Origin of the sequence: Paenibacillus sp. 2RAB27 (assembly GCF_052115445.1) — a bacterium.
In the GTDB taxonomy this organism is placed as follows: Bacteria; Bacillota; Bacilli; order Paenibacillales; family NBRC-103111; genus Paenibacillus_E.
Genome location: NZ_JBFRGR010000040.1, coordinates 1 through 19,437 on the forward strand (window position 1 = coordinate 1; position 19,437 = coordinate 19,437).

A 19,437-nucleotide genomic window follows, 5' to 3' on the forward strand; every position below is an offset into this window, starting at 1 on the left:
CCTGCTGCTCCAGTTGCTCCCGCTGCTCCGGTTGCTCCTGCTGCTCCTGTACCTCCAGTCGCTCCTGCTGCTCCTGTTGCTCCTGTACCTCCAGTTGCTCCTGCTGCTCCTGTTGCTCCTGTACCTCCAGTTGCTCCTGCTGCTCCTGTTGCTCCTCTCTTCCCTCTCTTACAACACTTTGAGGTCGTAGTTGTTGTCGTAGTTGTTGTCGTAGACGTTGTCGTACAACAACAATGTGAACTCGATTTTTTCGGATTATTACTCATATAAATTTGTAACTCTGGTTCAATCGAATCGAGGACTTGTTTAATTTCCTCTTTATTTAATCGCTCCAAATATTCCACCTCTTCCCATTGTTTTAATAGTTTATGAGCTAGAATATATTTTGCGAGGGCTGGATGAGAAAACAATCATTCCCCTAGTAGAGTGACATATCGCATGAAATCTTAATACTATATTATGTAAAAATACTACTTACAAGAGGTGGCAGAATGAGCATCAACGATAATCTTTCTATCCCACATTTTCACATTACTGCTATTCCCGAGCAGCTAGAAAAATTAAACAAGAACATCTACTTAGAGCTATGGATCCCGGCAGTCCTTCGCCTTAATCAAGATGAATATCAAATAAAGCTGGCCTATCGTGGCTCACATACCCGTAAATTTCCAAAAAAATCGTTCCAGGTCAAGTTCATTTCACCAATGGTTTACAAGGGAGAACAAGAATTTCATCTTAATGCCGAATATGCAGACCCCTCATTCATACGAAACAAACTTTCCTTTGACTTTTTTACCCGTATCGGAACCCTATCACCACAAACCTACCATGTGCTGCTGTACATCAATGAACAATTTGCCGGTATATATTTGAAGCTTGAATCTGTAGATGATCTTTTTTTACAAACAAGAGAATTGCCCGACGGGCCGATTTATTACGCCATAAATTCGAAGGCCAATTTCTCGCTTCTTAATCCTAAAACCTCTGAAGTTAAAGACTCCCTTGAAGAAGGGTATATGAGAAAGTGCGGAACGACTGCAGACGATGCCGATTTACGCACGTTTATTTATAAAATCAACACAACCACAGTCGCTCAATTTGAATCCGAAATTGAAAAACTGTTGGATGTCGATAGTTACCTTCGCTGGTTAGCAGGAGCCGTATGCACTCAAAACTTCGACGGCTTTATTCATAATTACGCTTTATACCGCAATAGAGAAACAGAACGGTTTACTATCATTCCGTGGGATTACGACGCAACCTGGGGAAGAAATGTGAACGGACACGTACTGAAGCATACGTATCTTCCGATAGAGGGGTTTAATACACTCACTGCGCGTATCTTGGATGTGTCTTCATTTCGCTTATCATATTGTAGTCTTTTGCATGCCATTTTTCGCGAGCATTTTACAGAGACGGCACTGGAGCCTGAAATTATTTCACTGCAGCAATTGCTTCATCCATTTATCCATCTCGATCCTAATAAAAAAGACGGCGATGGCATATTTTTAGGCGAGCGAGGATTCATTCTTTCTTTTATCGAGAAGCGGAGGACATTTTTGATGGAGAGTATAGAGTCATTTCAAGCACCAAAAAAATAAGGTAAGCAAAGCTCTTCAAGTTTTCTCTTTGGTTCTTCGAAGGATAACCAGATCGTCCACATATCGGACGAGCGTGGGCTTCAACCTTAAGATCTCTCCACCAGTTGCCTGTTAGCTACGAAGCGACTTGTTCTCTTACCTCGTTTTAAATTTCATAAATTTAGTTGTGCTTAGCTTTGATAGGCACGCTAAAACATAAAAACCCCACTTCATCCGAAGTGGGGCTGCCTATAAATATTGTCGCCTGCTATTCAGCCGGCAATTAATTCCTACACCTTACGGGAAGTCAACTTCGCTTGCGTCAGCAACATCAAGTAATCGTAACCGCCTGCTTTGGAATCCGTACCGGACATGTTGAACCCGCCGAAGGGATGTACGCCGACAAGCGCTCCTGTACATTTGCGGTTGATGTACAAGTTACCGCAATGCACGGTCTCCAACGCTTTTGCGATGCGATCTTCGTCCGTGGAGAAGTACGACCCCGTCAACCCGAACTCCGTCTCGTTGTACATCGCAATTGCTTCCTTCCAATCCTTTGCTTTCGCAATCGCGAGCACAGGCCCGAAGATCTCTTCCTGCATCAAGCGCGCCTTGCCGCTCACATCCCCGAACACGGTTGGCTGAATATAATAGCCGTTACCTTCCGCTTTGCCGCCGCCAACTAGCAGCGTGCCCTCGCTTTTGCCAACTTCGATGTAGTCCAAAATCCGCTCATACGATGCTTTATCAATCACCGGACCTGCCGCGAAGTTTAACTCCGGCAGACCGCTTTGTAGTCTGTTCGTGTAGGCGACAACCTTCTCGACCACTTCATCGTAAACCGACTCTACGATGATGGCGCGGGAACCCGCGGAGCATTTCTGTCCTTGGAAGCCAAAAGCCGAAGCCACAATCGCAGCCGCAGCTGCATCCAAATCCGCCGTTTCGTCGACGACGATGCCGTCTTTTCCACCCATTTCAGCGATGACTCGCTTAATCCAAATTTGTCCCGGGGCTACATCAGCAGCCAAACGGTTAATCCGTAAGCCAATTTCTTTCGACCCCGTGAAGGAAATGAAACGTGTCTTCGGATGCGTCGTCAAGTAGTCGCCAACTTCAGCACCGCTGCCAGGGATAAAGTTGATCACGCCCGCTGGCAGACCTACTTCCTCCATCAAAGCTACGAATTTATGTGCGATAACAGGAGTCGTAGATGCTGGCTTCAACAGCACCGTATTCCCCGAAACAACAGCAGATACCGTCATACCTACACAGATTGCAAGCGGGAAATTCCAAGGTGGAATCACAACGCCAACACCAAGTGGGATGTAGGAAATCTGGTTGTTCTCACCGGGAATTCTCACCAAAGGTTGTGTCTCATTGATCCCACTCAAACGGATCATTTCACGCGCATAGAACTCGATGAAATCGATCGCTTCCGCGGTATCGACATCGGCTTCTACGTAGTTTTTGCCGGACTCCAAGATCATTAGAGCTGAGAATTCATGCTTGCGCTCACGCATAAGAGCAGCCGCTTTGAACAAATATTCCGCACGCTCTCTTGCAGGTACTCTTTTCCAGGACACGAACGTTTCGAGTGCGGTGTTCATTGCTTTTTCAGCCAAAGCCTGATCAGCCTTACTCACGTACCCGATCACTTCATCCACATTACCTGGATTGATCGATGTAATTTTCGCTTCAGTCATGACCTTCTCAGCACCAATATATAGCGGGTACTCGCGTCCAAGCTCGCCTTTCACCTTCGCGATCGCCGCTTGCATTGCCTTCACATTGTCCTCTAGTGCAAAATTCGTAAACGGTTCATTCGCGTAAGGAATAACCTTAGTTGATAATGTAGTCATGTATAATGGCTCCTCTCCGAATAGAAAGCTATTTTAAATGTATTTACCCGTGTTTATTTGAACATATTTTTAAGCACAAACCAGACATTGGCTGGCCGCTCTGCTAACCTTCTCATGAAATAACCGAACCAATCCACGCCATACGGCACATAAATACGAACGCGGTAACCCTCTTTCACTAGTTGCTTTTGCAAATCTTCACAGATCCCATAAAGCATTTGGAACTCGAATTGATCTTTCCCGATGTTATGAGTGCTCACGAATTGTTTCGTGAAATTGATAATTGCCTCATCATGACTTGCGACAGCTGTATAATGTCCGTTCAACAGATGCTTCTGAATAATCACTTTGTAATTCTCATCGACAGCACTTTTCTCTGGAAATGCAACCTCAGGAGACTCCTTATAGGCTCCCTTCACCAATCGCAAATTCGCGCCAAGCTCATGCAAATCATCGATATCCTTCTGGGTGCGGAACAGATAAGCCTGAATCACAATCCCGACATTGTTGTATTCTTCACGCAGCTCACGATAAATATCTAATGAAACCTGACAATGCGCATAATCCTCCATATCAATCCGGACAAAATTACCATGCATCCGCGCACGATCTAGAATCCGTTTCATGCTGCTTACGCAAAGTTCTCGGCTAATATCAAGCCCTAAAGATGTCATTTTCAACGATAAATTGGAGCGAACACCCGACTCCGCTATCGCGTCGAGGGTTTGGATACACATCGCAGCCGATTCTAACGCTTCTTCCTCGTTAAAAACAAACTCGCCTAAATGGTCCAACGTCGCCAAGCGCCCATCTTGATTCAAACCACGCACGGCGTTGATCGATTGCTGAATCGTCTCACCTGCTACAAAGCGCGCAGCACCAAATCGGAGTCCATATTTCTTCGCTAAGCGATTGGCTGCACGACTTTTGCCAAGGGATTGAAACATATTACGCATCATGAGTTCCATCTGTGGTTGCCTCCAAGAAGAATTTGTGCACTTATGTTTAATATATAATCGAATTATACACTTTATTTTCAAATATGAACACTATTTGTTCAAAAATATTTTTTAACTTGTACAAAAAAGCCTTAAACCCATCCATATCTGTACAATATTCACCTAAGGGCCAAGATGTGTTGAATCACCTACCTTTTCATGGTAAATTAAAACCAAATATGACGGCTAAAAGAGGGTTAACATGTTCATGCCTGAACACTTTCCATTACACACACAGATTCAAACACTTCCAATAGAGACGAAACTTACTGAAGTTATTACGGTTCTGCACAGTGGCACTGCCGTACTCGTTCATAATAATCACACGGTTGCGCTATTTACACCTGAGGATGCCGAACTTATGCATGCCTTTACTGCTGTCAATGTGGCTGAGTTACTTCTAATGACATCTTATTTCAACACACAGCAGCATCCCCTAGCGAAACTAACCACAGCAACACAAGATCTAGAGCTTCCACAAGGAACGAAAAGACACATCCTATGCACGAATGACACAGGCACAATCACAGGCTATCTCACCTTACATGCGTATGCGAATTACGCTTTGAAAGAGCGGCAGAAGTGGCACGCTTACTTTACTGCGCTTGCAGATACAGTGACTGACGCCGTAACCGTAGTTGATCGGGATGGTGCCGTGATTTGCTGGAACCCAGTTGCAGAAGAGCTCTATGGGCTGCCGCGTGCAGACATTGTTGGCAAGCGGATCGGGGAACATTTTGACGTGGAAACCTTGATGGTTTTGAAAATGTTAGATGAAGGCCGGCTCATCCGCAATACGTATCATCGTCCGAGGCCAGAAACACATGTCCTCATTAATGCTTCCCCAATCAAAGATGCCGCGGGTACGATCATCGGTGGCATTGCAACAGAACAAGATATTACACAATTGGTGCGATTGAACGAACAATTGACAACAGTCGAGTCCGTAGGGCTCCCTTTTGAAGCATCGCAGGAAGATCCGTTTGCCCTTATCAAAGGAAAAGGTCCGGCTATCGGCAAGGTCATCCAATGGGCCAAAAAAGTCGCAGCCACCGAAACTCCCGTCCTGTTAATTGGTGAATCGGGGGTTGGTAAAGAGCAGCTGGCGCAAATCATACATCAGTCCAGCTCGCGCTCGGCRCAGCCTTTTGTAACCGTACATTGTGGTGTTGTGCCTGCGGGGATTTTGGAAACCGAACTATTCGGTTATCAAGGTGGGGCTTTCAGTGGAAGTGAAAGTGGTCAGCCCGGTAAATTAGAATTGGCCAAAGAGGGTACACTGTTTATTAACGATATTGAGAAAATGTCCCTCGAGCTCCAAGCCAAGCTGTATCGCTACATCACCCAGCAAACGCTTGTCCGCTCTGGCGGGAACCAGCCAATTCATGTAAGGACGCGCATCATTATTGCAACGACACAAGATTTGGCCAGCAAACTTGCTTCTCATGAATTTCGAACTGATCTCTATTACGCTCTGAATGTCGTGTCCATTCGAATTCCGCCTCTTCGCGAGCGTGTCGAGGATATTCCTGCGATGGTTCATATGTATCTCAAACAGTTTTCGATGCATTACCAGAAACCAGTTCCTACATTAGCGCCAGAAGTCATACTAGCATTGACGCAATACGATTGGCCGGGAAATATTCAGGAATTGAAAAATGTGATCGAGCGTTGCATTATTTTAAATGAAGATGATGTTATTACAATAGACCAACTGCCTACCACTCTTCAGGAGCAACAGCCGAGTTTAGTTCAAGACACTGAAACATCCACGATGACGTTAAAAGAAACCGTTAGCGAGATTGATGAAATTACTTTGATTGAAGAGGCATTAGCCAAAACCGCTGGGAATAAGAGTGCTGCAGCCAAGCTGCTCGGGATTTCGCGTGGAACGCTTTATAATAAAATGAAGGAATTCGAAATGGAGTAATTTATCAATGGAAAGAGGGCTCACCAATTATGGTAGCCCTTTTTTAATAGTATGAAAACTCGCTATACAAGGAGGCAATTTGTAGATCAATCCAGTACCTCACGAAAAAGCTCAAGTTACTATCAGTCATACCTAGCAATAGTCATAGGTAGTGAATAATAGTGACATTGAGCTCTGTAATAAATAAACTCTATTTAAATAAACATCAGTTAATCGTTATACCTGCACTAGCAAAGCCGACTACAGTTTCCAAAAGGTCCAGTCCGCCTGTATCGAGTGAGAATACCATTAAGAGGCGATCTTGTGCGGCAACTGCTAGATTAAACGGAAGCATTGCATTCCTTGTAGTACCTATAGTAACCAAGCCGCCTAGTGACGGTGTTAAAGGAACTACAGCAGCTGTCGGCGAGAATATGTTGCTGCCAGCAGGTGCTCTATACAAGGTTGCAGTAATTGTAACTGGGCTTACCAACGTGACGCCAGCAGTAACACTGAAGAATGCTGATAAGGATGTGACTGTTCCGGCGCGAGGCACCGAGAATGCGAAGTCAAGAAGTCCTCCACTGGCTGAGAGATTAATAGTTGTCCCACCAACAACAACATTATCGATTGAACTTCCGAATCCGATAAGGCCACCCGTGCTGAGTAAGCCACCTAAAACAGAGGCTAATGCTACTGGAGTGCCTGATGCAAACGGAATAATTGCACCCGGTCCAGCTGCTCCAGTTGCTCCGGTTGCTCCTACTGCTCCTGCTGCTCCCGTGGCTCCGGTTGCTCCTACTACTCCTGCTGCTCCTGCTGCACCGGTGGCTCCGGTTGCTCCTGCTGCTCCTGCTGCTCCTGCTGCTCCCGTGGCTCCTGTTGCTCCTGCTACTCCTGGCGCACCTGTTGCTCCAGTAGCTCCTGTTTCTCCTACCCCTGGACCCGTTGGTCCTATCGGACCTATTGCTCCGGTTGCTCCCGTTGCACCTATACCCATTGGACCCATCGGCCCCATTGGTCCCACTGGTCCCATTGCACCTGCTGATCCTGGTGCCCCGGTTGGTCCAGTGCCCCCAATTCCGTATGGTCCTGTTGCTCCAGTAGCTCCTGCCGCACCCTGTGACCCCGTTGGTCCTGTATGGCCTCTCTTGCCTCTATCGCCATCTTCACCTTTTTTCCCTCTTTGCCCCGTTGCTCCTGTTGCACCTGTTGCTCCTATTGCTCCAGTTGCTCCAGTTGCACCTGTTGCTCCTATTGCACCATTTGCTCCAGTTGCTCCAGTTGCACCAGTTGCACCAGCTGCTCCAGCTGCTCCAGTAAAGCCTCTGAAACCTCGGGGACCGCGATTTCCTTTAGGACCTTTTTTACAGCATCTCCGCTTGATCTTTACGATGACAATCTTGCGGCAGTGTTTTCTCACTTTTTTCTTACGTTTCTGACAACCGCATCCACTTACTTTATGGAGCTTTGCTCCACCTTTTTTAATAATTGTACGCTTTTTCACTGTCATGGTACTTTTCTTTTTGCCAACTAAGAGACTCAACTACAACACCTCCTGTGATGCTTCATCATACGGATTATCCCAGAGGTTTGTCTGTACTTTTTGGCAATAGATGGTTGTCCATTACAAAATATGCATATGACTATATGTAATGAAAATGTGTTTCTGAAATAATGATAGGATTAAACGTGGTTGCAAGGCAGTATGGAATTCGCTACAGACCTGTTATCAATTTGAAAGGAGCTAGCTATTATTAATGTAGTACATTCGGATCAACGGTATTATGATGTGCCAACACATTCGTGTGAATTTACCCCAAATCAGGTTCCGGCAAAAATTGTGAGGAAAATCCAAAGCTAGATACATTAACTTCTTTTTTTGATCTAAGAGCCTATTCTGGTTAAGATAGGCACGCATCATCTTTTAGGTTGCCGATCTTCCAGCTCTCTAAGTAACCAAGAGCTTCTTCGTACTCTTGCTCCCACTTCACTGCTCCGTAATAAAAAGGCCCAAAAGAAGGTTAATAACCTTTTGAAAGAGAATGTGGATTTCACCAAGTAATTGGGCCAATCTAACCGTCTTGTCTATGCTTGTCAGACGATATGGCACGGCACAGATCCACTGCTGCAAGTTTTCAACGGCTGCTAGAATCCCTTAACCATCTGCACCACTTCCAGTTATTATGGTTTCAAACAGATAAGATCCCCTTTCGCATTATGAAAGGAGGATCTTATCTTAAATTCAGGAGATAAAGTTATTAAATACGTTAATCTTCATCATCGATATCTGAACTTGAACTGGAGCTGGAATAATGCACTCCACAATGTCCTCTTTCCCCTCTCTCTCCTGTCAGTCCTTTTGGACCAGTAGGTCCTAATGCACCTGTTTCTCTCGTTGCTCAGTAAGCCTCTCTCTGGACGTAAAAAAGGCATCCGCAAAACTGCGGATACCCTGCTCAATTTACCTTTGATCACTAATTGTAGCATTGCTATTATTGGATGATAACACTGTCAAAGGATCGTAAGGCGTACCAGCTATTGTTCCAGATAACAATGCAATATCAACTGCATTTATTGGAATTCCCCATGAGTTGCCTGAAAAGACAAAGATCGCCTGATCAACTACAAATCCGCGAGTATTATAAACTACATTACTAATGATTTGACCAGTTGAATTTGGATTTAAATAAGCTGGTTGCCTTAGTGAATAAAAAATATTATTTTGAACAATTAGATCTATCACATTAGATTGCGTTACAAATCCACGATTTACTACCCAACCTGTTGATGGACCTGCTTGAGGCGGTCCATAAATAATATTATTAGTAAGCATATGATTTGTTCCGGCTAGTTGAATAAACTCAGTCGCATAAGGAACATCACTGGTAATTGTCAATCCGTCTATTGTTACACCATTTCCCGTAACAAGAAAAGGAATTACGGCAGCTTGTAACGATATTAATGTATTAGGATATCCTCTTAATGTTACCCCAGCTTTATTAATTACTATTTGTGAAACAAGAGGATAAGTGCCACCTAATATATGAACTATTCCTGTTGGGGATACAGCTGTCACACCTTGTTGTATTGTACCAAATGGACTAGCCTGTGTACCATCTCCTCCAACTGCCCCTGCTTGAACAAATACTTCAAATGGGTTGGGTTGAATCGAACCTATTGGTCCCGTTGCTCCGGTTGCTCCTATGTCACCGGTTGCACCAGTTGCTCCTGTTGCTCCCGTTGCTCCAACAGCTCCTGTGTCACCAGTTGCTCCGGTCGCTCCTGTTGGTCCCGGTGGACCACCAGCTGGTCCAGTTGCTCCGGTTGCTCCTGTGTCACCTGTTGCTCCTGTTGCTCCGGTCGCTCCAACTGCTCCTGTTGCGCCTGTTGCTCCAGTCGCTCCAACTGCTCCTGTTACGCCCGTTGCTCCGGTTGCTCCGGTTGCCCCTGTCGCTCCTGTGTCACCCGTTGCTCCGGTTGCTCCGGTTGCCCCTGTCGCTCCTGTGTCACCTGTTGCTCCTGTTGCTCCGGTCGCTCCAACTGCTCCTGTTGCACCCGTTGCTCCGGTTGCTCCTGTTGGTCCCGGTGGACCACCAGCTGGTCCCGTTGCTCCGGTTGCTCCTGTTGGTCCCGGTGGACCACCAGCTGGTCCCGTTGCTCCGGTTGCACCTGTAGTTCCCGTTGCACCTGTAGCTCCTGTAGCTCCTGTCGCACCTGCTGCTCCTGTTGCGCCTGTTGCTCCTGTAACACCACCTACATAAGGAAATTCAATTTCAATTTTTCCTCCATTGTACAATTCAATTTCAATTTCCTCGACCTGAATCCAATCAATGAGTGCTAAAAAATTGTTAAGTTCAGACATTCTTTGAATAGTGCCATCGCCTATGTCGAATTTCAATTTGAATTCAGTCTCATTAAAATACTCAATTTCAATTTTTTTGATGTTCATTATTCCCACGATTCCTATTAAATTCATTAACTGAGTAAGTTTACTCAACGTACTTTCACCTCCATATTATTTTAATGCTAGTAACCTGCAATCGAGATACGGTTTCTTTTAATGAGACATACCTCCCTTACTTAAAATGAAACTACTCTAGTTTCCTCGTATATTATATGTGTACAAACTTTCAGTGCATGGACGAATGAGAGAGGACAAATGATGAAAAAAAACATTTTTTGTAAATACTTGATTGAATTAGGTACTAAAGTTCGAACTAGAACCTCCCAACGCACTTCTAAACACATTTCGAACATGTCATAGTTGATAGATTTCAAGTCATATGTACCGCAAAAAGAAGCGGCTGCGCCCAAATTTATAGGGAGCAGTCGCTTTTTTTATAAACCTGATGTATCCATAATATACTGCATCACCGTATCTACCCTATTATCACTCGGTACAAGAATACCTAATCCATTATTCGTATAAACGCGATGGAAGCTTAGAGAAAAAGCCGTTACCTTTAGAAAATCTTCTATTGCTGTCAACACGCCGTTTTCTTCCCCATATTCATTCATCGCATTGAACTGGGTTTCATTAATGCCCCCTGATTCAACTAGATCACTGGAGCCGGCTTTCACCCCTTTTTGGGCATGCGGTTTTCGATATTGGATAGGAATGGTATTCGGAAAGTAGTAAGAATCACGTCTTCCGTATGGCCACTCCGTATCATGAAGAATGACAATCGGAAATTTACCTGATCTAGTTGCCATTTGCTCAATTGCCATTAATTCATGATATACGGTATACCAATTGTGGTCTCCGTCTATGAGAACCAGATCAGCAGTTTCGAGATCTGATAATACTTCCAGACTGTGCTTTTTATGAAGGACTAATTCCTCAGAAAATACTGCTTCATAAGCATAAGTATTAAATCCCGGTGCAGGATCAATGACTGTTAGCTTACTGTTCATCATTTTACAGAACTCAAGTAATTTAATCGTTGAACGACCTGCTAAAAAGACACCAATTTCTACAATGTGAGAAGGCTCATATTTGATTAGAATAGGTTTAATTATTTTTTCAAAAAACCGTTCCATGCCACAACTCCTTTTTGATCACCATATTCTTCCAAAGGATATTTGGTTCCCTATAACTTCATTTACAAGCCGTGCCCTCAACATGAAACTATGAATAGTTTAGAAAGACCAGGTTGGATTTTATCTCTACACAGAAAGCGAGTGAACACGTTGATTACCATAAGTCTTTGCATGATCGTTAAAAATGAGGAGAAAACACTTCAGCCTTGTTTATCTTCCGTTGCCAAAGCAGTTGACGAGATCATCATCGTAGATACCGGTTCTACCGACCAAACGAAATCGATAGCAAGCTCCTTTACGGATCACATCTATGATTTTAAATGGATAGATGATTTCTCGGCAGCACGTAACTTTGCTTTCCGGCGAGCCACGAAAGACTACATTCTATGGCTGGACGCGGATGATATTTTGAAAGAAGAAGATTGTAACAAGCTTATAAAGTTAAAAGCAGATCTGGAGCCTTCCGTCGATTCGGTCACGATGTTTTATAATTATGCCTTTGATGAATTTGGCACCCCGACTTTCAGATTTAAGCGAAATCGGTTGGTGAAACGGGAGAATCAGTTCAAATGGATAGGCGCGATCCACGAATATTTAGAGGTTCACGGAAATATTGTGGACTCTGACATTACCGTTACGCATTGCAGAATCCATACAAAGAGCGACAGGAATCTCAAAATATTTCAGAACAGGCTGCTGCGTGGTGAGACTTTCACACCTCGGGATTTATATTACTACGCGAATGAATTAAAAGATCATAACAAGTACGCAAAAGCTATTATTTATTACAATAAATTTCTTGCGAATGGAAACGGCTGGGTGGAGGATCAAATCTCCTCCTGCAGCAATCTAGCGGATTGTTACCAGCACCTTGGCAACAGTGAAATGGAACTACAGTCCGTATTCCGATCCTTTCAATATGACAGCCCGCGTGCTGAGTTCTGTTGTCGTCTAGGCTATTATTTTTTAACTCGAAAGCAATACGATTCTGCCGTGTTTTGGTACAAATTAGCAACAGAACTACAGGTTCCTGCACACAATTGGGGATTTTCTAATCCTAAGTTTTCAACTTGGCTGCCACATTTACAGCTCTGTGTCTGTTATGACCAACTAGGAGAACACGCAAATGCTTATAAGCACAATGAAATTGCCCGCACCTTCAGACCCAAAGATCGAAATATCCTCCATAATAAAAAGTATCTTGAGTCCGTTCTGCAAATATCGGAGAACTCTGAATCCACAGAATGAGAAAGAAACAGCGGCTGCGCCTTATGATACGAGGCACAGCCGCTGTTTATCGTTTACATCAACTTTCTTCATCAATAATGCATTGGTAAATCTCGAGATATTTGTCGGTCATCGCACTTGTTGTAAAATGCTCGAGGACATATTCGCGGAGCTCATATGGATCCGGAAGTGTCTCATGGATCAATTTATTCGTCATCTCTTCGACAGAGCGGCATATCAATTGAGGAAACCCGCTCATTACTTCAGGAACAGATCCATTTGGCAAGGCCAAGACAGGTGTTCCACAGGCCATAGCTTCCGTCATGACGAGACCAAATGGCTCCTCAACCAGTGTCGGAAATAACATGCATCTGGCATGCTTCAATAAATCTTGTCGAGCTTGCCCTCCGACTTCACCGACATATTGAATAGATGGATTCGACAAGGTCTTGGAGAGAATCTCTTTATGGAAATAGTCATGATCATAGACCGGTCCAGCTATAATTAACCTTTGGCCCGCTCGCTCTGCCGCTTCAATCGCATGATGGACGCCTTTATAAGGAATAATAGCTCCAATGAACAGCAGATAATCATCTTTTTGATCGGAGAATTGAAATTCATCCGGGTTTAATCCGTTATAAACGACGTGATCATGTGGGGTGCCGAACAAGTCCCGATGTCTTTTGCTTAAATAGACGGCATGTTTAACCGGATTGGTTAATGGATTATGAATCGTACAAACCGTTGGTACCGCGAGTTTCTTTTGCCCTACAACGGAGAGCTGCGTGTGGTCATGAATGATATCAACCCCTGGTGGCAATGTTAGCTTGACAAAGCCAGGAATTCGCCACATGTCATGCCCCTCGTGCAAATAAGGCATTAACTTTCCTCGAACCTGACTTCCAAAGGGAGCATAAAGAATAACTTCATGCCCCCGATCTACTAGCTCCTCTGCCAGCGTATAAACAACTCGCTCTATGCCGCCGTATTTTACGGGTGGGACAGGAAGATAATCGGGACTTATCAGTGCAATCCTCATTCCTTTTCCTCCTACAAGATTCCCAATGAGATACTACTTCTTACTAATAGGTATATAATGTCGTTCTATTCGAAAAGGCTTCTCTCTCTCTACAAGCTCTGAGGGATTGTATCCGAATTGATCCAGCTCTAAACCCGTTATGCCTAACGACCACTTTCTGGCAAATCGTTCTGCATTCGAGTAGGCGCTTGCTGAATAATTCGTTTTGTTCGATTGGAACGTACTTCCTCCATAGTGATGAATGTAAACATCATTCGCTACCCACAGAATTTGACCGCTGACACGGGCTCGTAAACAGAAATCGTCATCTTCATAATTGCCTGGGAAAAACCTTTCGTCCAGCCCACCTATTGTTCGAATAAGATCTTTATGAAAAAGCATGCAATGCCCGATTAATTTATGAGGGAAGAAGCCTTGATCTTTATGCATCAGCGACCAATGGGAGGCAAAAACCTCCATCTCAGCAGAGGACTTATAGGGAACATTATAGACGAGCTGCGACCAAGCGACATTATTAGAACGGGGCCCAACGATAGCGATGTTTGGATTCTTTTGAAGGCATCCCAGTAAACGAATTAACCAACCTTCGGTAACAACGGTATCGTTATTCAGCAAACAAATGTATTCACCGTCAGCTTCTGCGATCCCTTGGTTGTTTCCAGCGGCAAACCCTTTATTATCCTCATTACATATGAGCTTAGAGGAAGGAATTGTTTGTAAGTACTCCACAGTACCATCCGTCGATCCATTGTCTACAAACACGAATTGAATCTCTATGTTGTCATCGGCATGTCGCAAAATACTTTCTACGCATTCTTTCGTAAATTTCAATCCATTCCATGTCAGCATGACGATTGAAATAAGTGAAGGCATCCCATTTCCCCCTTTCAACTCGCCCCTTTTAAAATGACCATAATATAAGTATTCATTTGATTTTCATATGGTGCAGGCTCGCTGAAACATGAAAAAAAGCCCCTTTCCTACTATCGGAAAGAGGACTCCCTACAGCTAGCACTCAGCGCCGCTCATCTCATTGGTAAAAAATCGTTTATACTCTTTCGGTGTAAGTTTAATGGCTGATTCGCCTACATAATGGAACTGCAACGCGCGACGTTTCTTCGTAGATAGATTATAAGGCGTACCGTGCTTGAGTAACCCGTGGAACAATAATATACCTCCAGGTAATAAAGGCACAGCGACATCTCTTTCTACTTGTACATGCGTATCACACAGCTGCCAGTCTCGAATGGCATAATGTGGTGTTGCCCCATCGGCATGTGAACCAGGGATGACATGCATACAACCATTATCAAGCGCTGCTTCATCTAGTGCGATCCACACACCAACCACAGGTTTCTCATATGCCAAATTCCCATAGGCCATATCTTGATGCCACGGCTTCTCCCCTCCACCATGCGGAGGTTTAAGCAATGCCATATCCTGAACAAGCCGCGGTGTTTCTCCTAGAATATCTTGAACGATGGCAAGGATCGCAGGATGCTCCGCAATCCATCGCAAGCGTTCGTCCACCTGAACGAACTCGTGTACCTTTCTAACCGATAGTTCCCTCTCTTCGTCCGTTTTCAATTCACTTTTCGGCTTTGAGAATTGGATGAGTGCCCCTTTATTATCTTTAAAAATAAGGTCATACAAAGCTTCTTTCGAATTCTGAATTTCTTCTTCATCTAATACATGTTCGACCGCCGCGAAGCCATTTCTCCAATAATCGGCGAGATGAGACTCATTCCAATTGTTACCACCCTCAATTTTATCTGCAATACGGTCGTAACGGTAAAGCTTTGCCGAAATTTCTTCAGGAGATTGATCGGTTGGTTCAGTTCTAGGCATAACGGTAACCCCTCCGTTTAAATAATTTAACGATTCATATCTTTATTATATGAATAGAACATAGTAAAATAAATGCATTCAAACACCATACAATTTGCACTATTTTACATAGAGGGGCAGTGATCTTGCATGTCAGTTTTCTCATCCCAGGTGCTAGAGCTCAATAGCTATTTCGGTAAGACCATTTGTGAGGTGAATTGGAAATGGAGCAGCCGTGAGCATGAGCCTTTCCAAGACTTCGATTTCTGGTATGTATGGGATGGTGAAGGTGAGGTCACCTTAAATAGCAAACGTTACCACGTGAGTAGCGGTGATTGTTTCTTGTTTAAGCCAGGGGACTTGTCCAGTGCGAAGCATAATCCCGAACGTCCTCTGACCGTTACGTATATCCATTTCTCTGCTGAAGGGGATCATTCGTACCCAATGTCTCTGCCATCTTTCGTCCATTTCGATCCCACTGAGTTCCACGAGAGCTATCTAGATCGTTTCGTACAAGTACGACATACCAAAGCGTATGGGCATGAAGAAGAAGCGAAAACGTTGCTCAAACTCATTCTTTTGCTTTTTGAACGTCAAGCACCTGACCATCAACCTCAGGGTGATCCAGCGTCGCGCTCAATGAATCGAGTCATGATGGATATCGCGGCTCACATTCGGCAAGATCCCGGGCGGCAGCATAGCATTCAAGATTTAGCCAAAGAAGCTCATCTATCTCCACGATATTTCTCCCTAAAATTCAAAGAAATCATGGGCCAGACGATTGAATCGTATCTCATTCAGTCCAGAATTGAACGTGCCTCCTATTTGCTTAAGCTTGGGATGAATGTCAGTGAAGTCGCTGAGGCGCTTGGTTATCGAAGTATTTATTTCTTTAGCCGCCAATTCAAAAAAGTGACAGGAACGAACCCCTCTCAGCTTCGCTCCTGATAAATTTTTTTTGCAACTTTGGCTGAGCGTGATAAAATGTACATTCACGACAGCATCGTGCTAGTACTTCAAGGAAGGTTAGGTCATCATGCATTCATCCAATTTATTGCGATCGTTTAACTTTATGTATTTCGCATTACTTGCCCTCTTCGTCTCTTTTCTACCCGTCTATTTGGACGCGCAGGGACTTTCCACATCCCGAATTGGTCTCATCATCGGAACTGGTGGTTTCATCGCCATCTTTTCACAGCCTCTATGGGGCATGATCAGCGATCGCACGAAAACGATCAAAAAAATCATGTTACTTCTTCTCTTCTGTTCCACCATCATCGGGTACTTGCTGTACGATTCCAAGAGCTTTATCGTGCTTCTTCTATTTACGATGCTGCTTTACTTTTTCTTAATGCCGCTGGATCCTTTGACAGAAAGCCTAAACTTCCAGACCGCAGAACGGCTTGGCACGAGTTATGGTTCCATACGTACATTCGGTGCAGTCGGCTACGCTGTGATGTCGTTAATTGTAGGCTATGCGGCGCAGTATTTCGGTATCCATAGCTTGGCCTACCTGTTTGGCGGCATTGGTATATTGAGCTTGATCATATGCTTCGCGCTGCCTGATGCGCCTGTGACTGGGAAGCCCATCTCACTGCGCAGTCTGCGAAATTTTCTAAGTAATAAAGAAACCATTTGGTTTATGGTTTTAATCTTCATTTGTGCAGTCCCGCAGCGGATTAACGATACATTTCTTGGTGTCTATATCCGTGAATTAGGCGGCAGTAATCATTTGGTTGGCATTGCCTTTTTCTTAGCAGCTGGGAGTGAAATTCTAGTATTCGCTATAAGCTTCTGGTGGCTTCGAAAAGGTAAAGAATTAGCGCTTATTTCATTCGCTGCGTTCTTCTACTTCTTGCGCTTCTTCATCAGCGCTTGGGTAACGGATCCCCATGTGCTTGTTGCGATTCAGCTTCTCCAAACGTTCACATTCCCTATTTTTTACTCAGCCGCGATTCAGTACTTGTATCAGATTGTCCCTGAGGAGTGGCGTGCAACGGGACAAACCGTGCTAGCAATCATCTTCTTCGGGGTCTCGGGTATCGTCGCTTCTTATCTTGGTGGATGGTTCTATCAGACCTTTGGTGTACACACGTTATTTATCTGGGTGTCGGTCTTGTCATTCTCTGGATTCTTGTTAAGTCTGGTGCTGCGTGCGGTCTATCGTAAACAGAAGCTGGCAACCTAAGCTTTTTCTGCTAAAATGATAGGATAGGAAGAAACGGGGGCACATCATGGATTACATTATATTAGATATCGAATTTAACGGCCGCAAGTTTGCCAGTGATTTACCTATGGAAGTAATTGAGATCGGTGCAGTTCGTTTAGATGCTTCTCTTCAGCAAGTAGATGAATTCTCAGCCTTGATTAAGCCAGTATATTTCTCTAAATTGAATGCATTTATTAAAAAGAAAACCGGGATTCCCCAAGAAGATATTGACGAAGCGGCTGGTTTCCGCAAAGTGATTACCGACTTCTTAGCTTGGCTTGGACGGAGTGAAGAATTGTTGCTGGTCACTTGGGGCGGCGAAGATCTCAAGCGAATCGTGTTTGATACACGAATGCATAAGTTAGATGATGCGTATTGGATGGCGGCTCACTATTTCGACTTATTGAAAGGGTTCACCCGCTTCAAAAAAGTAACGAATGACGTCAGCGTCGAAGCCGCGCTTGTTGATTTGAACATCGCCGCTGAGGGCACGGCTCACAGAGCGTTAGACGATGCGAAGATGACAGCGGAAGTATTCCGCTCGATCTTCTCCGAACTGGATTTTGACCGCAAGCAACAGTATGTGGACATGTACACGAATGCCAAGGAACGCAGGCTGATCAAAACAGCCGTAAAAACCATCCATATGCAAAAGGTCGTTCCGACCTGGGAGCTTTTCGTCGAGAAATACTTCGCGGATAAAATAGAAGCAGCCGACGCTAAAAAAGTCGACGAAATGCAGACACTATTCGCAGCCGAAGTCGCGAAAGGTGTGCCAGCCGCGAAGTCCGCGGTCAATACGGCCGCTAAGGAGAACACAGCATCGCAATAGTGCACTGTGTTGTCTCAACCCCATCCCTACTGGGAGGGAACGAGGGTTCACTATTTGTGAGAAAATCAGTTAAATCGTCATCGAAGGGGAACTACAGTGCCTTATTTCTCCGAAAAGCATTATTAATCTCAAAAATAAGCTAGATAGTGCATCTACGTTCCCCTTGGAGCCCGTATCGAACGATTTCCGTAAAATAGCACACCTACGTTCCCCTTCATCGGTTCATTTTCATGGTCACAAATAAGGAGCTAAGCGCATAAGCAGCTTAGCTCCTTTCATTTACATATTGAGCTTTCTCCAACCATTACAGCTGATCCACGCCCAAACGGTTCGCATAGAAACCGGTGATCACATTGTCTTGGGTCGTCTTGGATCCATTAGACTGTAAGGAAAGTAACGTATCGGTTAGCTCCATAAACCACATCTCATCCTTGATGCCTAGAGCAATGTCAATCATGCTGCGTACGCCATCTTCTGAATCAAGTCCGCTTATTGGTAGTGTCTTCACACTGGAGAGTTTCACTTCAATTTGATGTCCAATAATGTCATCTTGATCCGAAGCAATGACATGAACGAAGGCGACACCATGCTGCCAAGCGATCGCTCCCACATACCCATGAACCATTTCATCTTCACTTGTTGTTGCGACTACCMAATCACCAATTGCAACATTCAACATACGCCTCGCCACCTTCACTCGAAATGTTAATTCATACTGTAATTATAATAATTACAGTATGAATTGTCAAGTAGGTACGGTGGCCATCATGGAAGCTGCCATTAACAAGTGCCAATCCGTACCTGCTGTATCGGTGAATAACTTCATGGCAATCGGTAGTGTCTGATCCTTGAGCGATGTCGTCAACATCCAAACAAATGGCATCAAAATCACAGCTGAAACAATCGTTTGA

At 44.4% G+C, this 19,437-nt stretch carries 16 protein-coding genes and 1 pseudogene; 6 read left to right on the top strand and 11 right to left on the bottom strand.

Features of this window, described 5'->3' with window-relative positions; all coding sequences use genetic code 11:
• Nucleotides 1-335 (bottom strand): annotated as a pseudogene (locus AB4114_RS30875) (exosporium glycoprotein BclB-related protein); the annotation flags it as partial.
• Between the two features lie 156 nt (nt 336-491).
• Between AB4114_RS30875 and AB4114_RS30880 the strand changes: the two are divergent.
• Complete coding sequence (locus AB4114_RS30880; protein WP_441991844.1) at nt 492-1,601, top strand: CotH kinase family protein; 1,110 nt, start codon at nt 492-494, stop codon at nt 1,599-1,601.
• A 269-nt stretch (nt 1,602-1,870) separates the two neighbouring features.
• On the opposite strand, the gene pruA is transcribed toward AB4114_RS30880, so the two are convergent.
• Nucleotides 1,871-3,442, bottom strand: coding sequence for an L-glutamate gamma-semialdehyde dehydrogenase (pruA, locus tag AB4114_RS30885; RefSeq protein ID WP_441991845.1), 1,572 nt, complete (start codon nt 3,440-3,442; stop codon nt 1,871-1,873).
• Between the two features lie 53 nt (nt 3,443-3,495).
• Entirely contained in the window at nt 3,496-4,410 is a 915-nt protein-coding gene (locus AB4114_RS30890) for a proline dehydrogenase family protein (RefSeq protein ID WP_441991846.1), read from the bottom strand.
• 232 nt (nt 4,411-4,642) lie between these two features.
• Between AB4114_RS30890 and AB4114_RS30895 the strand changes: the two genes are divergently transcribed.
• Nucleotides 4,643-6,370: a sigma-54 interaction domain-containing protein gene (locus AB4114_RS30895; RefSeq protein ID WP_441991847.1), complete on the top strand. Its 1,728-nt coding sequence runs from the start codon at nt 4,643-4,645 to the stop codon at nt 6,368-6,370.
• Nucleotides 6,371-6,575: 205 nt separating this feature from the next.
• Here the strand turns inward: AB4114_RS30895 and AB4114_RS30900 are convergent, their stop codons facing one another.
• The 3 genes from AB4114_RS30900 to AB4114_RS30910 form a co-directional block, all read right to left on the bottom strand.
• Nucleotides 6,576-7,895, bottom strand: coding sequence for an exosporium glycoprotein BclB-related protein (locus AB4114_RS30900; RefSeq protein ID WP_441991848.1), 1,320 nt, complete (start codon nt 7,893-7,895; stop codon nt 6,576-6,578).
• Between the two features lie 918 nt (nt 7,896-8,813).
• Nucleotides 8,814-10,349, bottom strand: a complete 1,536-nt coding sequence (locus AB4114_RS30905; protein ID WP_441991849.1) for a collagen-like triple helix repeat-containing protein — start codon at nt 10,347-10,349, stop codon at nt 8,814-8,816.
• 341 nt (nt 10,350-10,690) lie between these two features.
• Nucleotides 10,691-11,392, bottom strand: a complete 702-nt coding sequence (locus AB4114_RS30910) for a class I SAM-dependent methyltransferase (RefSeq protein WP_441991850.1) — start codon at nt 11,390-11,392, stop codon at nt 10,691-10,693.
• 141 nt (nt 11,393-11,533) lie between these two features.
• On the opposite strand from AB4114_RS30910, the gene AB4114_RS30915 reads away from it, so the two are divergent.
• A complete protein-coding gene (locus AB4114_RS30915; protein WP_441991851.1) occupies nt 11,534-12,640 on the top strand; it encodes a tetratricopeptide repeat-containing glycosyltransferase family 2 protein in 1,107 nt (368 codons plus the stop codon).
• A 58-nt stretch (nt 12,641-12,698) separates the two neighbouring features.
• Here the strand turns inward: AB4114_RS30915 and AB4114_RS30920 are convergent, their stop codons facing one another.
• The 3 genes from AB4114_RS30920 to AB4114_RS30930 form a co-directional block, all read right to left on the bottom strand.
• Nucleotides 12,699-13,658: a glycosyltransferase family 4 protein gene (locus AB4114_RS30920; protein ID WP_441991852.1), complete on the bottom strand. Its 960-nt coding sequence runs from the start codon at nt 13,656-13,658 to the stop codon at nt 12,699-12,701.
• Nucleotides 13,659-13,691: 33 nt separating this feature from the next.
• Entirely contained in the window at nt 13,692-14,531 is an 840-nt protein-coding gene (locus tag AB4114_RS30925) for a glycosyltransferase family 2 protein (protein ID WP_441991853.1), read from the bottom strand.
• A gap of 135 nt (nt 14,532-14,666) precedes the next feature.
• Nucleotides 14,667-15,506, bottom strand: coding sequence for a phytanoyl-CoA dioxygenase family protein (locus AB4114_RS30930; RefSeq protein ID WP_441991854.1), 840 nt, complete (start codon nt 15,504-15,506; stop codon nt 14,667-14,669).
• Nucleotides 15,507-15,635: 129 nt separating this feature from the next.
• Between AB4114_RS30930 and AB4114_RS30935 the strand changes: the two genes are divergently transcribed.
• The 3 genes from AB4114_RS30935 to AB4114_RS30945 all read left to right on the top strand — a co-directional run bounded on the left by AB4114_RS30935 (nt 15,636) and on the right by AB4114_RS30945 (nt 18,526).
• A complete protein-coding gene (locus AB4114_RS30935; protein WP_441991855.1) occupies nt 15,636-16,433 on the top strand; it encodes a helix-turn-helix domain-containing protein in 798 nt (265 codons plus the stop codon).
• An 88-nt stretch (nt 16,434-16,521) separates the two neighbouring features.
• Nucleotides 16,522-17,673, top strand: coding sequence for an MFS transporter (locus tag AB4114_RS30940; RefSeq protein ID WP_171635013.1), 1,152 nt, complete (start codon nt 16,522-16,524; stop codon nt 17,671-17,673).
• Nucleotides 17,674-17,719: 46 nt separating this feature from the next.
• Complete coding sequence (locus AB4114_RS30945; protein WP_441991856.1) at nt 17,720-18,526, top strand: exonuclease domain-containing protein; 807 nt, start codon at nt 17,720-17,722, stop codon at nt 18,524-18,526.
• Nucleotides 18,527-18,830: 304 nt separating this feature from the next.
• On the opposite strand, the gene AB4114_RS30950 is transcribed toward AB4114_RS30945, so the two are convergent.
• Both AB4114_RS30950 and AB4114_RS30955 read right to left on the bottom strand, forming a co-directional pair.
• On the bottom strand, nt 18,831-19,205 hold the full coding sequence (locus AB4114_RS30950; RefSeq protein WP_441991857.1) for a hypothetical protein: 375 nt from the start codon (nt 19,203-19,205) through the stop codon (nt 18,831-18,833).
• 66 nt (nt 19,206-19,271) lie between these two features.
• The gene (locus tag AB4114_RS30955; RefSeq protein WP_441991858.1) at nt 19,272-19,409 is read right to left on the bottom strand and encodes a hypothetical protein; all 138 of its coding nucleotides are present in this window, start codon (nt 19,407-19,409) and stop codon (nt 19,272-19,274) included.
• Nucleotides 19,410-19,437: the final 28 nt, after the last annotated feature.

Excerpts from the sequence above, each read along its gene's own strand:
- AB4114_RS30880 (WP_441991844.1), top strand. The coding sequence starts at position 492 with ATGAGCATCAACGATAATCTTTCTATCCCACATTTTCACATTACTGCT.
- pruA (WP_441991845.1), bottom strand. The coding sequence starts at position 3,442 with ATGACTACATTATCAACTAAGGTTATTCCTTACGCGAATGAACCGTTT.
- AB4114_RS30890 (WP_441991846.1), bottom strand. The coding sequence starts at position 4,410 with ATGGAACTCATGATGCGTAATATGTTTCAATCCCTTGGCAAAAGTCGT.
- AB4114_RS30910 (WP_441991850.1), bottom strand. The coding sequence starts at position 11,392 with ATGGAACGGTTTTTTGAAAAAATAATTAAACCTATTCTAATCAAATAT.
- AB4114_RS30920 (WP_441991852.1), bottom strand. The coding sequence starts at position 13,658 with ATGAGGATTGCACTGATAAGTCCCGATTATCTTCCTGTCCCACCCGTA.
- AB4114_RS30925 (WP_441991853.1), bottom strand. The coding sequence starts at position 14,531 with ATGCCTTCACTTATTTCAATCGTCATGCTGACATGGAATGGATTGAAA.
- AB4114_RS30930 (WP_441991854.1), bottom strand. The coding sequence starts at position 15,506 with ATGCCTAGAACTGAACCAACCGATCAATCTCCTGAAGAAATTTCGGCA.
- AB4114_RS30935 (WP_441991855.1), top strand. The coding sequence starts at position 15,636 with ATGTCAGTTTTCTCATCCCAGGTGCTAGAGCTCAATAGCTATTTCGGT.
- AB4114_RS30940 (WP_171635013.1), top strand. The coding sequence starts at position 16,522 with ATGCATTCATCCAATTTATTGCGATCGTTTAACTTTATGTATTTCGCA.
- AB4114_RS30945 (WP_441991856.1), top strand. The coding sequence starts at position 17,720 with ATGGATTACATTATATTAGATATCGAATTTAACGGCCGCAAGTTTGCC.
- AB4114_RS30955 (WP_441991858.1), bottom strand. The coding sequence starts at position 19,409 with ATGCCATTTGTTTGGATGTTGACGACATCGCTCAAGGATCAGACACTA.